This window comes from Sphingobacterium sp. MYb388, assembly GCF_037479535.1.
Lineage (GTDB): Bacteria > Bacteroidota > Bacteroidia > Sphingobacteriales > Sphingobacteriaceae > Sphingobacterium > Sphingobacterium anhuiense.
In genome coordinates, this window is sequence record NZ_JBBGYV010000001.1 from 420,127 (window position 1) to 435,132 (window position 15,006).

General features: G+C 34.4%; 12 protein-coding genes. 10 read left to right on the top strand and 2 right to left on the bottom strand.

Annotation, left to right across the window (positions count from 1 at the left end):
* Nucleotides 1-9 precede the first annotated feature (9 nt).
* From infC to WH188_RS01915, 9 genes are all read left to right on the top strand, one after another.
* The gene (gene infC, locus WH188_RS01880) at nucleotides 10-573 is read left to right on the top strand and encodes a translation initiation factor IF-3 (RefSeq protein WP_021191520.1); all 564 of its coding nucleotides are present in this window, start codon (nucleotides 10-12) and stop codon (nucleotides 571-573) included.
* Between the two features lie 40 nt (nucleotides 574-613).
* Nucleotides 614-814 carry a 50S ribosomal protein L35 gene (rpmI, locus tag WH188_RS01885; protein WP_021191519.1) on the top strand — a complete coding sequence of 67 codons (201 nt, stop codon included), beginning with the start codon at nucleotides 614-616 and terminating at the stop codon, nucleotides 812-814.
* A 97-nt stretch (nucleotides 815-911) separates the two neighbouring features.
* On the top strand, nucleotides 912-1,256 hold the full coding sequence (gene rplT / locus WH188_RS01890) for a 50S ribosomal protein L20 (protein ID WP_021191518.1): 345 nt from the start codon (nucleotides 912-914) through the stop codon (nucleotides 1,254-1,256).
* A gap of 180 nt (nucleotides 1,257-1,436) precedes the next feature.
* Nucleotides 1,437-3,722 carry a tetratricopeptide repeat protein gene (locus WH188_RS01895; RefSeq protein ID WP_339423182.1) on the top strand — a complete coding sequence of 762 codons (2,286 nt, stop codon included), beginning with the start codon at nucleotides 1,437-1,439 and terminating at the stop codon, nucleotides 3,720-3,722.
* 20 nt (nucleotides 3,723-3,742) lie between these two features.
* On the top strand, nucleotides 3,743-3,988 hold the full coding sequence (locus WH188_RS01900) for a hypothetical protein (protein ID WP_339423183.1): 246 nt from the start codon (nucleotides 3,743-3,745) through the stop codon (nucleotides 3,986-3,988).
* Nucleotides 3,989-3,990: 2 nt separating this feature from the next.
* Nucleotides 3,991-4,128: a DUF3060 domain-containing protein gene (locus WH188_RS26245; protein ID WP_430981261.1), complete on the top strand. Its 138-nt coding sequence runs from the start codon at nucleotides 3,991-3,993 to the stop codon at nucleotides 4,126-4,128.
* Between the two features lie 560 nt (nucleotides 4,129-4,688).
* Nucleotides 4,689-5,864: a Na+/H+ antiporter NhaA gene (gene nhaA / locus WH188_RS01905; RefSeq protein ID WP_021191514.1), complete on the top strand. Its 1,176-nt coding sequence runs from the start codon at nucleotides 4,689-4,691 to the stop codon at nucleotides 5,862-5,864.
* Between the two features lie 457 nt (nucleotides 5,865-6,321).
* Complete coding sequence (locus WH188_RS01910) at nucleotides 6,322-9,597, top strand: SusC/RagA family TonB-linked outer membrane protein (RefSeq protein WP_339423184.1); 3,276 nt, start codon at nucleotides 6,322-6,324, stop codon at nucleotides 9,595-9,597.
* A 22-nt stretch (nucleotides 9,598-9,619) separates the two neighbouring features.
* Nucleotides 9,620-11,350, top strand: a complete 1,731-nt coding sequence (locus WH188_RS01915; RefSeq protein ID WP_339423185.1) for a RagB/SusD family nutrient uptake outer membrane protein — start codon at nucleotides 9,620-9,622, stop codon at nucleotides 11,348-11,350.
* A 146-nt stretch (nucleotides 11,351-11,496) separates the two neighbouring features.
* On the opposite strand, the gene WH188_RS01920 is transcribed toward WH188_RS01915, so the two are convergent.
* Nucleotides 11,497-12,522, bottom strand: coding sequence for a threonine aldolase family protein (locus WH188_RS01920; protein WP_021191512.1), 1,026 nt, complete (start codon nucleotides 12,520-12,522; stop codon nucleotides 11,497-11,499).
* Between the two features lie 273 nt (nucleotides 12,523-12,795).
* Complete coding sequence (locus tag WH188_RS01925; protein WP_046791957.1) at nucleotides 12,796-14,034, bottom strand: DEAD/DEAH box helicase; 1,239 nt, start codon at nucleotides 14,032-14,034, stop codon at nucleotides 12,796-12,798.
* 242 nt (nucleotides 14,035-14,276) lie between these two features.
* Between WH188_RS01925 and WH188_RS01930 the strand changes: the two genes are divergently transcribed.
* Complete coding sequence (locus tag WH188_RS01930) at nucleotides 14,277-14,933, top strand: 2'-5' RNA ligase family protein (RefSeq protein ID WP_021191498.1); 657 nt, start codon at nucleotides 14,277-14,279, stop codon at nucleotides 14,931-14,933.
* Nucleotides 14,934-15,006: the final 73 nt, after the last annotated feature.

A 15,006-nucleotide genomic window follows, 5' to 3' on the forward strand; every position in this document is an offset into this window, starting at 1 on the left:
TTTAAACATTTGGCATTAAAAAGACCAGGTGGTCCTAGACCACCAATGAGGAAGAAAGAACCAGATCACCGCATTAATGAACTAATCCGTGTGCCTGAGGTACGTTTGGTAGGTGACAATGTGGAAACAGGAGTATATCCTACACGTAAAGCTTTAGAGCTTGCAGATGAATTGGAACTTGATTTAGTTGAGATTTCGCCAAATGCTGTTCCGCCGGTTTGTAAAATTATCGACTACAGTAAATTTGTTTACGAGCAAAAGAAGAAACAAAAAGAAATCAAAGCTAATGCAAAACAAACTGTTATTAAGGAAATCCGTTTCGGACCTAATACCAGTGAACATGATTTTGACTTCAAATTGAAACATGCGATCAAATTTCTTGAAAGCGGTGAAAAAGTTCGTGCTTACGTACACTTTAAAGGCCGTGCAATTGTACACAAAGAACAAGGAGAGATCCTGTTATTGCGTTTTGCACAAGCGTTAGAAGAAGTAGGTAAAGTAGAATTATTACCGAAATTAGAAGGAAAACGTATGTTTTTAACTTTGGCGCCTAAATTGGTAGCTAAAAAATAATAAAAAAATTCTAACAGATTGATATAAAATTTAAAGTATTATGCCAAAAGTAAAAACCAATTCCAGCGCTAAAAAACGTTTTAAGCTTACTGGAACAGGTAAAATCGCAAGAAAAAACGCTTTCAAAAGCCACATCTTGACAAAAAAGAGCACAAAACGTAAACGTAACTTAACAACAACAAGTTATGTATCTGATGGCGATATGGGCAACGTTAAACGTATGCTTGCTATCGGTAAATAAGTTTTATTCGATTTAATTAATAATAATTTTTTAACCGGGTACAGGGTTGTAAGATCATTGAGAAACATGACGCCTTTTACCAAATAATTTTAAAAATATGCCACGTTCGGTTAACGCAGTTGCTTCGAGAAGAAGACGTAAAAAAATCCTTAAATTAGCGAAAGGCTATTATGGATCACGTAGCAAAGTATATACTATTGCTAAAAATACAGTAGAAAAAGGTTTACAGTACGCTTACCGCGACCGTAAAACCAAAAAACGCGAGTTTAGAGCTTTATGGATTCAACGTATTAACGCTGGAGCCCGTCAACAAGGATTATCTTATTCAGTGTTGATTGGTAAATTAAACGCTAAAAATATTGGTTTAAACCGTAAGGTTTTAGCTGATTTAGCTTTAAACAACCCAGATGCTTTCAAAGCAGTTATTGACGCAGTAAAATAGAGTTTTAACCCTGAGTCAATTTGTTAGATATTGGAAAGGAACCCTGATGGGTTCCTTTTTTGTTGTTACAGACTTTAGATTATTTATCGTTTTAGTAATGAGCTGTTTTGAGGTTTATTTTTTTTAACTGTTTTGAAGTTTGTAATATATTTTTATTTTTATATAAAACAGCCGTAGTTTATGAAGTTTCAAGATCTAGTTAATTTGTATGAAGAAGGAAGATATGAGGATTGTTTGTCCGAATTAGAAGTTTTCCTAGTATTGAATCCTCAAGATATTCCTACCTTAATTTTAAAAGCTACTGTACTTAAAGAACTTGATTTTCAAAATTCTGAAGAAGATAGTAAAGAATTAGCATTAGAAGATTTTCAGGAAGTTATTGCGATTTATAAATCCATTCTGGAAATTGAACCAAACAATGAGGCGGCTCTTTTTGGTTTATTGGAAACAACACGGTTCTTTTACAAAGATTTAGATTACGATGAATATGCATCCTATATAGACAGGTTGAGTATTCACGAAGATGAGCTGGAGAATGTATGCCGTTTTAAAGCCGATCTAAATTATTTACATGAAAAGTTTCATGAATCTGTTGGCAACATTAATGAGTTATTATCTATTTATGAAGTATTATACGCACATGATCGTATTAGTAAATGTGCTTTGCTAACAGAGAGTTTACTCTTTAAAGCAATGATACTTCGTGAAAATCTAAATCAGCATCAACAAGCGTTAGCTGAATTTAAAAGATATAAACATGATATTCTTTCTAATAATGTGTTGCTTTACCTAGATATAGGACAGCTTGCGATGGATTATCATGATTATGATATGATAGGTTGGGCCGGTACTAAGGCTGTGTTATATGGAAACGAAGATCCAGAACTTGATGCAGAGATATTTAAGTTTTATGAACAGGTCATCGATCTATTAAATGGTGGCTTAGAAAACAAGCAGTGTATTTATTTCGCCATTATGGTACAACGTAATTTTCGTGAAGAGCTAGGACTTGATCTATCAGACCCTCTAATCGAAGCAAAGCGTTATATAGATCTTAATCCAGACTGGTTTGTCCCTTATCATTTCGCTGGAACCTATATTCTGGAGGGAGGGAACTATGACGAAGCCCTGCCTTACCTAGCTAAAGCTGTCGAATTAGGAGGGTTTTCAGTGACTATATACCGATATATTCTCACTTATTATGAAGTAAATAAAGAATTACCAGAAGTATCAAGTTGGCCAGAAGATGGACCTATAGACTATTTTAATTCCGGTTGTGAATTTTCGGAATTCGAAAATTCAATTGGATCACCCATACTCGATATGCCCTTGTTAAATTATCGCTTACAGTTTTTTGAAAGAGCATATCTCGCATTTAAAGCTTATTTCCACGAAAATAAGTTTGAAGCAAATTACTTCATTAATCATCAACTCATGTCCATGTGCTGTAATAATTATGCACTGGCGCTAAGTAGTAAACGAAAATACGATGAAGTGATTGAGATCTGTAAAGAAGGACTTATTTACAGCAGATTTTGGGAACTGTATAATACGATGGCTGATGCATATTTTGAAAAAAATGAATTTGAAGATGCACTGATTAATTATCATGAGTTACTGGATGAAAGTTTTAAAGAGTTTGATTTACCAAACTACCTTCGAATTTCTGCTTACGTAACGAAATGTGAATTTAAACTGGGGTATATAAAGGAAGCTGAAGAAAGATTAAAGACAATTTCTCGAGAATATGATGAATTGATCCAATCTTCAGAATATGCTGATTACGATGAAGAAGACTTATTTGTTACTCGTCAGGCATATATGGAAATTCAAAATGCACGTTTTGATCTAATTAATCATAGGGGAGATTCTGAAACCTTAAAAGATTGGCAAAAGGAACTGGAAAGCAAGCCTGATGATGCTTCGAATTGGTATATGTTAATGCAAAATTATTTTCAGTTGGAGCAGTACGAACAATGTATTGCCTGTGCAAATAATTATCAGGCAACAAAACCGCTGCAAGAGATGGCGTTAATAGATTATCGTAAACTGCATTATCTAAGAGGTAAATCGTATTTTTTAACTGGGAACTATACTGCAGCTACAGAGGATCTATTGGTTGCCTATAGCTCTACAAAAGCAACCTTAGAGGAGGAGGAATCACATGGTGATTTTCATTTGATATTACTTCATTTGATTCGTGCATATTTCAATTTGAAAGATTGGAATAATGTTATTCGAATTGCGCAGGAGTCCGATGAAATGTATAGCAGTCAGAATTGGGAAGAAGATGAGGATTGGTGCGAAATGCGATTGATGTCTGCTGAAGCAGCATTTGAACTGGGTGATACAGAAAGTGGTAAACAAAAAATTCTAGCTATTTTAAAGTTTTTTCCTAAACATGAAAAAGCATTAGAGAAGAAGAAGGAATGGAGCTCGGGTTGGTTTGGCTGGTTGAAAAAATAAAAACTATATAGGCTTACTATTTGTTATGTTCAGGTAAATACAAATTTCTGGTAAGAAAAAATATTTTATTCGGTATAGCAGCTGTTGTATTAGTCGCGACAAGTGTAACTTACGCTTCGATTTACTATACATCTGTTCATCAGGTTAAAGGAAAAGAGATTGTGATAGAAGGTAAGGGGAACAAGCGTACAATAAAAGTCACCATGCATGATATTGTCAAAATTGAAGGTATGGATAACACAGTACAATTGAAGGATCTTTTGTAAAACTGGAGGTAGAGGGCGCAAATAATTCAGTGAGTTTAAATAACGTAACAAAAGTTAGTATAGAAGGTATGGGGAATAAGATCAATGCAAATAATGTTGATATTGTGAATGTCAAGGGTACTCAAAACCATGTACATTAAAAGTCCTCAAAGAATAAAACAAGAAAAACAGACACAGAAATAGAAGGTGTTGATAATATGGTCATGAAAATTAAATAAACATTTTAATCTTCTTTTGGTATCTAATGAAAAGGACTTATTATTTGATTGGTCCTTTTTATTTTGAGGCTAAAACAAAAAAAACACGCTGTAAGCGTGCGACAAAATTGTTAAAAATGCAGGTTAATCTTCACCTGATAATAAATCATCTCCATCAAATGTAAACTCGATTACATCGGTGTAACTTTCTAATGTTTGAACTTCAAAATCTTTAATCATCTCTTTGTTTTTTTATTTAGTATAAAGATAAGTTTAGTTTTTAATCTCTGGGTAAATTATGTGTGAAGTTTATGTTAAGTATCTTGTATGATTTATTTTGTTAACATTGAAACTCTTTTTTTCTCTATTGGAGCATGAATATTGGGTCGAAATCTGCATTCTTTTAAAAGAAAAACTTATCTTAGTAGAATTACATATTTAGGATCCATTTTCATTTTGGAGCCTACGTTTTTCCTTATTGATCACTAAATGAAACAGTCTTCATGTCAAAATTAATCAATTTAAAAATTTTCAAACAGTTTCTGCAGTCTAGTAACATAGGTGGTATTCTGTTATTTCTCTGTGTTATTCTTTCCTTGATAGTTGCCAATACTCCATTAGCAGATTCATTCAGTAAGTTATTAAATACAACTGTAGGCTTTGAAACAGACCATATTCAATTAAACTATTCAGTATTGCTTTGGATTAACGATGGTTTGATGGCCATATTTTTTCTTTTGGTTGGTTTAGAGATTAAGCGTGAATTGGTTGAAGGAGAATTATCTTCCCCAAAGAAAGCATTGTTGCCCATATTAGCTGCTGTGGGGGGAGCCATTTTACCAGCCCTTATTTATTTGTTTATTAATAAAGGATTACCAACTGAGCATGGTTGGGGCATCCCTATGGCTACAGATATTGCTTTCGCTTTAGCAGTGATTACTTTATTGGGCAATCGGGTCCCAACAAGTCTAAAGATCTTTTTAGCCGCATTAGCAATTGTAGATGATTTGTTGGCTATTTTGGTTATCGCATTGTTTTATAGCGGTGATCTGCACTATAATTATTTGTTCATTGCTTTAGGTATTTTTGCTTTCTTATTATTACTTAACTTTTTTGGTGTTAAGAAAATATGGGCATATTTGATACCGGGTATATTCATTTGGTATTTTATTCACCACTCTGGTATACATGCTACGATAGCAGGGGTCTTGGTGGCACTAACGTTACCGACAAATACCACAGACGATGAGTCACCACTTGAGAAATTGGAACACATACTAACTTCTCCTGTAAACTTTATCATCATCCCTTTATTTGCAATCGCAAATACCAATATTACTATTCATAGTGAAATGGTTCACGGATTGACCACTGCTTTGGGCATTGGAATTATAGGTGGTTTAGTTGTCGGAAAATCTGTTGGAATATTAGGTATATCTTTCATTGCGACGAAATTAAAGTTATGTACGTTGCCGGAAGGTGCAAATTGGAAGCACATTTTTGGAGTAGGTTTACTTGGTGGTATAGGATTTACGATGTCTATCTTTGTATCTATATTAGCTTTTACTGATCCTATGTTAATTGAAGAAGCAAAATTTGCTGTACTGATTGGTTCTTTATTTTCTGGAGCAATCGGTTATTTATTTTTAGCTAGTATTGGCAATAAGAAGATCGCATAATCAAATAAGATTATCTTGATATAAAGCAGTCCTAATTTTTAGGACTGCTTTTTTATGTTTTAAACTTTTCAATCGATTGAACTTCTCTCAACAATAATTATCATTTAGTATTATATAGAATAAAAATGACTTTGATCACTATTTTGAGATAAAGCTTTTTTATTTAGAATTAATGCACAAGGTAGTTCAATCATTTAAATTCATTCTTTAAACTAATGGGTATTAAGTTGAATTGTCTTTTTTTTGTTACATGATGTACTTGTTACAATAAGCCTTTATATTTTTATTCGTTAATTATCAAACTGTTATGGTAATGTTAAAAACATTTTTCGTGAATAATTATGAAAAATCAATCGATTGCGTACATTAGGTAACAACTAAACATATGGTGCTAGGGGAGATCCTTTCAATAGGGTTTAGCACTGATTAAATTACCAAATTAAACCTTTTTCACATTATGAGAAAACTATTACAGTTTCTTAATGAGGATCTTATTGATCATAAAAAATCGATAAAATACTCCCTTTGGGCGTCTACAGCGCTCGTATTAATTAGCCATCAGTCATTGGGTAACCCGATGTTAAAATTTGCTGATGCCTCAAGTTATGTGGTCAATGCATCGGTCACGCAAACTCCTATTCGAGGGAAAGTTCAGGATGCTGCGACCAAAGAACCAATCGCCGGGGCAACAATCAGAGTTGTGGGAAAAACTTTAGCAACCTCTTCCGATGCGGAAGGTAACTTTCAGATTAATGCAGCCTTAAATGATGTCTTAGAAATTACTTATGTTGGCTTTTCAAAGCAATCCGTGAATGTGACTTCAACATCGCTACCACTTGTTGTTGGGATGCAAGGACAAAGTGGTGACCTTGATGAAGTGGTTGTTACTGGTTATAGTACGCAACGTAAGAAAGATCTAACTGGATCTGTTTCAGTTGTGGATGTTAATCAGCTAAAAAGTACACCGGCAGCAAGTGCTGTAGAATCTTTACAGGGACGTGCTACAGGCGTTCAGGTTGTAACAGATGGTGCTCCTGGTGCAACTCCTCAGATAAAAATTCGTGGATATAGTACAATCAATAACAATGAACCATTGTATGTGATCGATGGTGTACCCTACGAAGGGAAGTTAAGTTGGCTGAATCAAAACGATATTGAAAGCTTACAAGTATTAAAGGATGCTTCTGCCGCCTCCATTTATGGTTCACGCGCAAATAATGGGGTTATTATCGTAACTACCAAATCAGGTAAAACTGGTAAACCTCAAATTAATTTTGATAGTTATTATGGTATACAATCTCCTAATAAGAGTCGTTTTCCAAAAATGCTGAGTCCGCAACAAATTTTAGATATTAATAATGGCCTGAGCAAAGGGAATGAAGTTTTACCGGAATATCTGCTCGCTGGGGCTAAAATAGGAACTTCAATCACGCCTGCTGATGTTGATATGTCTAAATACAATTATGCTGACAATAAAGAAGAGTTTTACCAAATTACGAAAGCCAATAAAGCAGGAACCAATTGGTTTGATGCATTGTCTAGAAATGCGCCCACACAATCTTATCAATTAAGTGCTACAGGTGGAGGTGAAAATGCTTCTTATGCAGTTTCTGGAGGTTATTTAGGGCAAGAGGGGACAATTATCCATACTGGATTTGAACGTTTTAATGTGCGGTCAAACACCAATTTCTCAGCTTTTAATAAAAGGTTGCGTTTTGGTGAAAATATGCAATACAGTATGACCAAGGGACATGGTATAGGAGTAAATACAAATACAGCAGGTGATTATATAGGTGAAGGAAGTGCTTTAGGTTTTGCTTACCGGATTAAAAATATTATTCCTGTCTATGACGAAGGAGGTAATTTTGCCGGATCTAAAGGTGGTTGGGGAAATGGAGAAAGTCCTGTTGCTATTGCTTATCGTGCAAAAGACGATGTGAACAAAAGTAATTTGTTTTTTGGAAATGCATTTGGGGAATATGATATAATTAAAGGCTTGACGTTTAAAACGAGCTTTGGTATCAAATATGAAAACTATTATTCGACAGATTATACTTATCCAAATCTAGAGTTTCAAGAAGGTAGTGCCAATAATGGTGTTACAGAAACGTCTGGTTATAATACCGAATGGACTTGGACTAATACATTAAATTACAAGGCTAATTTTAATGATATTCATAAATTAAATGTTTTATTGGGTACGGAGGCTATTGATAATACATATCGTCAGGTTCAGGGTAGAGGAAATGACTTTTTTATTAGTGATAACACCGATTTCTTTTATGTGAGTGCGGCAGCTAAAAAATCTGGTGAAAGCGAAGGTGCTTTTGGCTCCTTATTTTCCATTTTTGGAAAGGTAGATTATTCACTGATGGATCGCTATATTTTTAGTGCTACAGTTCGACGTGATGGATCTTCTAACTTTGGTTCGAATAATAAATATGGTACTTTCCCAGGAGTAAGTGCTGCCTGGCGCCTTTCGGAGGAAAATTTTATGAAAAGCGCTACCTGGTTAAGTGATCTAAAGATTAGAGCGGGTTATGGTATTACAGGAAATCAACGTATACCATCTTTCCAATATCTAAAAAGATATCAGCTTTCGCAAAATTCATCTTCTTATCCGATAAACAGTGCATTGGTGAGCGGGATGTGGATTAGTGATTACCAAAATGAGAATGTAAAATGGGAGCAGGTGAAATCATTGAATATCGGTTTAGATTTTTCAATATTAAATGGCAAATTTGACGGATCATTTGATTGGTATAATAAAAAGACTTCCGATATGCTCTTTGCGTTACCTCTTCCAGCAACTGCGGCAGGTAGGGGTGCATCACCTTATTTGAATATTGGTGATATGCAGAATCAGGGAATTGAACTTTCGGTCAATTACCATCATCAGCAGAAAGATCCAGACAAATTTAATTTTGATTTAGGAGTGAATTTTTCTAGAAATAAAAATGAAATCTTGTCCTTAGCCCCTGGAGTGGATGAAGTGATTTACGGTGCATTTAGAAGTATGGAAACTTCTGTTATGAAGACTGGTCAACCTTTTGGTGCATTCTATGGATATCAAGTAGCTGGAATTTATCAAAATGCAAGCGAATTGGCTAATTTACCTTCTTATGATAAGGCACGGGTTGGAGGTTTTAGATATCAAGACTTAAATGATGATGGTAAAATTGATGCAAATGATAGAACGGTGATCGGAAGTCCTCATCCTGATTTCACCTATTCTATTAATTTTAATGCCAATTACAAAAATTTTGATATGATGATGTATTTCTACGGATCTCAGGGAAATCAAAATTATGAAGCGACTCGTTATTTTACGGATATGGGTGTATTTGACGGACAAAAAAGTGTTCGTGTACTGGATGCGTGGTCAGAAAAAAATACTTCAGGCACAGTTCCGAAGCAAGAACTACCAGGCTATGCTTTTGTAGATATCGAATCAGCGTCATCAACTTATTATATTCAAGATGCAAGCTTTTTTAAAATGAAAAATCTGCAAGTCGGTTATAACTTCAAAACGGAGAAATTATTTGGTGCAGACACGGGAATTAAAAAATTGCGTGCTTATCTGGGTGTGACCAATTTGTTTACCATAACTAAATATGAAGGATTAGATCCGGAGATTACAGCAACACCTTCAAAATATCCAGCACTGGGTGTAGATTTCGGAGTGTATCCACAATCTAGACAATATATGTTGGGCGTGAGTTTAGGATTTTAATTTAATTTTTAAAGTGAGTAAAATGAAAAATATAAAGATATTAATTGGTATTGCTGGGTTAGCAATAGTGGGGATAAATGGTTGCGGTAAAGGTTTTCTGGAGAAAAACCCTCAGGGTCAACTCATCGAAGAGCAGGTCAGTATTAAGAAAGGTGTGGAGTCATCATTAATAGGTGCTTATGCAATTCTCAATGGAAATGTAAACGGTACCTGGGGCAACTATGCATCGGCTCCTAGCCAATGGGTGTTTGGAGAAATGATATCGGATAATGCCCACAAAGGCTCTACTCCAACCGATCAGCCGAATATGAATAGTTTAGTAAACTTTGCTCCATTTTCATCAAATGACAATTTGAGTACGATGTGGCAGGTGTATTATGAAGGTGTTCTTAGAGTTAATAGTACCTTAAAGCTACTGGCTCAGGATCAAGCAGCAGGTAAAACTGTTCCTGCTGAGCGTGCTAAACAAATTGAAGGAGAAGCGAAAATGTTGCGCGCCCATTATTATTTTCTGCTTTGGCGTGTATTCAAAAATATTCCCATTATTGATGAAAATGTATCGATAGAGGACGCGAAAACGATTAAAAATGATCAAGATATTTTACCTTTAATCGAAAGTGACCTTAAAACTGCTGTTGCAAACTTACCTACAACCAAAATTAATAGTGAGGCTGGACGTATGGATCAATTTGCTGCAAAATCCTATTTAGGAAAGTTTTACCTCTATCAGAAAAAATATAAAGAAGCTCTTGATTTATTTAAAGATGTTTTGGCAGGAAGAGATATTACTGCTATGCCATTCCAAGATAATTATGATGTATTGAAAGAAAATGGTCCTGAAGCGATCATGGTAGCTAAACATGTCATTAATCCAGATGGTTCGGGAGACAATGGTAATGTTGGTGATATGTTAGGTGGTTTAAATGGCGGACCTGTTGGTTGTTGTGGATTTTATCAGCCCAGTATTGATTTAGTCAATGCTTATAAAGTTGATGCCGATGGTCTTCCTTTATTAGATGGTTCTTATCGTACTAATCCATATATTTCAGATTTGACATTGACAGGCGCAGCTCTCGATAATTATAAAGTTAACATTAATTTACGTTTTGATCCACGATTAGATTATACCGTTGGTAGAAGAGATGTTAGTTATTTGGATTATGGAATTTTTCCTGGAGATCCTTGGTTAAGATCTGATAAAGGAGCCCGCCCCCATGCGGGACCATTTTCAGGACTGAAAACAATGATTCCCAAAGCACTCTTTTCGGGTCATACCTCAAATGATGGAGCTTATTTGACTGATTTAGATGTTAACATTATCAGATTGGCAGATGTTATCTTAATGGCTGCTGAATGTGAGGTCGAATTGAACAATTTATCTGAAGCTTTAAAGTATGTTAATTTCGTCCGCTTAAGAGCTGCAAAATTACCCGCAAAAACGACTTCCGATGGTTCTCCAGCAGCAGTATATGTTGTAAAGCCATATCCTACTTTTCCTTCGCAGGATTACGCACGTAACGCAGTTCGTTTTGAGCGTCGCTTAGAATTGGCAATGGAAGGGCATAGGTTTTATGATTTGGTAAGATGGGGAACTGCGAAACAGGTAATTGAGAGCTATTCTGCATTCGAAGGTGGATTTTTGCCCACATTTAAAGGTATTACATTTACACCCAACAAGAATGAAATTTTCCCGATTCCGCAAGTTGAAATCAATGCAAGTATGGGGAACCTAAAACAAAATACAGGTTTCTAGTAATAATTAAAAACAAATAAACAATAAAGGGTTCTTCACGTAATGAAGAACCCTTTATTATTCGCAGTTAGACTGTCCTGAAATTATCGCATTCTATTGTAAGAGTTTGAGAAATCATATGATTACACGAAATGTTTTAAACGCAATTAAAGTCGTTTTAGGTCTGTGATAAATGCATCAACATATTGTTCATCTGTCGCCCATGAAGTTATCAATCTAATGGCAGCATGATCTTCATCTATTTCCTTCCAAACAAAGAATAAATAATGTTCATTAAGTTTTTTAATGGTATCTTTTGGTAAAATTGGAAAGATTTGATTTGTTGTAGAATTTGTTAAAAAAGAAAAACCTTTAGATCTAACAGTAGTTGCTATTTTCATAGCCATTTTGTTGGCATGATCTGCCAATTCGAAATATAGATCTTCCTTAAATAATTCAAAGAACTGAATAGCAAGTACACGTCCCTTAGCTAACATTGCACCTCTTTGTTTCAGTACGTATTCAAAATCTTCAGCTAGATGAGGGGCTCTAAAAATAACAGCTTCTCCTAATAATGCTCCATTTTTCGTTCCACCGATATAGAATACATCTGTTAACCTTGCAACATCAGCTAGTGTCAGATCATTGTCTTGAGCCATTAAAGCATGTCCCAATCGAGCACCGTCAAGAAATAGCAATAGATTATTTGCAAGGCAACATGCCGCCAAATCTTCTAATTCTTCTTTGAGATATATCGTGCCGATTTCAGTTGAGTTAGAAATATAAACCATCCTAGGTTTTACTACATGCGGTTTTAGCGCATATTCTTGCAATGCTTTTTCAATAGCAGCTGGATTTAGTTTGCCATCAGTTGTTTCTACAGTAATAACTTTATGACCGGTAGCCTCGATAGCTCCTGTTTCATTGGCTGCAATATGTCCGGTTTTAGCACTGATGACTGCTTCATGTGGACGCAAGAGAAAGGAAATAACAATAAGATTGGTTTGCGTACCTCCAGAAAGAAAATGTATCGTAGCAAGTGGATTGTTAATCTTCTTTTTCAAGATTTCTTTTGCTTGGGTAGCATATTCATCATCCCCGTAGCCAAGTTGCTGTACGAGATTTGTTTCTATTAATCTATTTAGAATATTTGGGTGTGCACCCTCTGAATAGTCATTTTTGAAATTGTACATTTTTTTATTTTAAATATAACGAAGATAGAAGATTTTGGATTGCGAATCAGTTCCTTCTTATTTATTACTTACAGATCTGCTTAAATGGATTTGTAAAGATAAAATATAATTGACGAATTTATACATGTTTTGATTCGCTTTGGAAGATCAAAAGTTTGCAAGATTAATTGAACTAACATTTGTACAACTGTTCCAAGATTGTATTCCACTGTAAAGCAAAAAATCACGGAATAATAGTTCCGTGATTTTTTGTTGCTTTTTTACATTGGTTATTTAACCTTTTTTCTTTTTCATGGTCATTTTTGCTTTTTTACCAGCACCATAATTATATGTTTTGCTATTACTTTCTTTCTTTTGATGGTAAGCTGCACCACGTGTTCCATCATTATCATCATCAATTAATGAGGTATTTCCCTTTTTTGCACTGTAAATTGATAATTTTTCTGGTAAATCAAGAACTTCCATTTTTTGACCTATTGTATGCTCCATCTTTTTTATTTCAGGCAACTCCAAATCTGTTGCAAAAGTAAATGACAATTGCTCTTCTGCATTTGATTTAATGATTCGTTGTATAAGCGTATCGTTATTCTCGGGGATTTCAAAATGAAAAATATACGGTATTCCTGACACATCTAATACTTCAGTTCCTTCATTGGCTACGATTAATATCCGATGAGCATCCTCTTGTTTAAATAATTCGATATCAGAAATACTTTTATCTTCAAAAAATAAGGGGTTAAATATAACGATCTCATCGTTATATTTACGGTGTAAGCTTTTCCCTAATTTTTGTGCAGTAAGTTTACTATTAACGAAAATGATCACTTTATCAAAAACTTCGTTGTCCAGCATTAAGCTGTTGAGAAGATTGATTTTTGTTGTGAAATTTGGAACCTGATATAGAAACATATCATGTACATTAAGTTTTTCCGCAGCAAGTTCTTCTACTTCGATCAGGGCTGGAGAAACCATAAAACCATCAATCATCTGGTGTAATTTTTCATGCTCCACTGTGCTAAAAACAAGATGTTGACACTTTTTAGCACTCTGAACAAGTTCTTTCACCGGAGTTATCATGCCATTTTTAATTACCTCTTCTGCATCATCGATAATTATGGTATGTATTAAATTAAGATTTAAGCCCAATTTAAGGTAGACAGCTCTTGCTCTATTTGGAGTAGAAACAACGATTTCAACACCAGCGACAAGTTTTTCAATTTCTTGCTCCATACTACCTCCAGCACGTAATCCAATAATACTAAGGTCTTTATTTTTACTGATCAAATAAAATTGATCAACAATAGCCTGAACACATTCTTGATCAGGAGCCAAAATCAAAACTTTTGGAGCATCAGGAACGTTGAATTTAAGTCCAGAAAGTACACTCAGGATATAAGTTGTCGTTTTACCTGAACCGTCAGGACCTATAGCGATAATATCTTGGCCACCTAATATCCGAGACATAGATTTCACTTGTATTTCCTTGGGTGTTAAATAACCCAAACTTTCCATGGATTTTTGTAACCGCTTGCTTAATTTTAATTTATCGAAAGACACTTTATTGTCGTATTTAATGAATAATGGACAAAGTTACTTAAAAAATAATTGCTAATAGACCATTACAAAGCTTTATGGCATTTTACTAAAACCATAAATTGCAATAAGAAATTGAGATCAGCATTGCATGATGATTATAGTTCTTAATCCATTACATCTTATGAAACCATGCGTTAATGTAAGATTGATCTCAGTAAATGTTGAAAGTTTTTCTTTTTGTTTTATTATCACTATATTTAAAGGAAAGCGAATCATTAGAGAAAGGAATGGAAATGGTCACAGAATTAGAAAAATATTCATTGGTATTTCAACCCTGTGAAAAGGGTATTCAGATGGTAAAATCTATCAAAGAAAGTTTAAAGAACAAGATTGGATGGTTTTCGAGTTGTCATTCATTAGCGCATATTACCATATGTGAATATTTAGCCAATGGTAATGATCTATCAAAGATAAAGAAACAAGTCACAGAGATTCTTAAATATGAAAATTCGCAATATGTGTATTTTGATGATTATAGTGCCTTTCCAAAAAATGGTGCTTTTTTCATTGCTCCAGCATTAAAATCTAGACAGTTTTTGAAAAATAAAATGCAGGCCATAACCAGTATCGATTTTGATACGAAAATGTTTAAAAGTACTGAACCTCATTTGACAGTTGGGCGTAAGTTGGATCAGGATAAGCTTGCTGTAGCTTTTGAAAATTTCAAAGCAATAGATTTAGATTTTTTTTGTTCTAGTATTTTCTTGCGAAGATTTAATCCCATTAGAAAACAATATGATACAATAGAAGAATTTAAATTTGGCAATCTTCCTAAACCTCCTAAAGAGGAGGGACAGTTGTCTTTTGATTTCTAATAAAAGGATAAAAATGTAGTTTTTCGTTTTAGGATTTATATCTTTATTTCCGCAAGATAGATGGCATATTAAC

What these genes read in the sequence shown, in the direction of transcription:
- WH188_RS01925 (WP_046791957.1), bottom strand. Translation starts at nt 14,034, where the DNA reads ATGGAAAGTTTGGGTTATTTAACACCCAAGGAAATACAAGTGAAATCT.
- rplT (WP_021191518.1), top strand. Translation starts at nt 912, where the DNA reads ATGCCACGTTCGGTTAACGCAGTTGCTTCGAGAAGAAGACGTAAAAAA.
- WH188_RS01915 (WP_339423185.1), top strand. Translation starts at nt 9,620, where the DNA reads ATGAAAAATATAAAGATATTAATTGGTATTGCTGGGTTAGCAATAGTG.
- WH188_RS01895 (WP_339423182.1), top strand. Translation starts at nt 1,437, where the DNA reads ATGAAGTTTCAAGATCTAGTTAATTTGTATGAAGAAGGAAGATATGAG.
- WH188_RS01920 (WP_021191512.1), bottom strand. Translation starts at nt 12,522, where the DNA reads ATGTACAATTTCAAAAATGACTATTCAGAGGGTGCACACCCAAATATT.
- WH188_RS01910 (WP_339423184.1), top strand. Translation starts at nt 6,322, where the DNA reads ATGAGAAAACTATTACAGTTTCTTAATGAGGATCTTATTGATCATAAA.
- WH188_RS01930 (WP_021191498.1), top strand. Translation starts at nt 14,277, where the DNA reads ATGTTGAAAGTTTTTCTTTTTGTTTTATTATCACTATATTTAAAGGAA.
- rpmI (WP_021191519.1), top strand. Translation starts at nt 614, where the DNA reads ATGCCAAAAGTAAAAACCAATTCCAGCGCTAAAAAACGTTTTAAGCTT.
- nhaA (WP_021191514.1), top strand. Translation starts at nt 4,689, where the DNA reads ATGTCAAAATTAATCAATTTAAAAATTTTCAAACAGTTTCTGCAGTCT.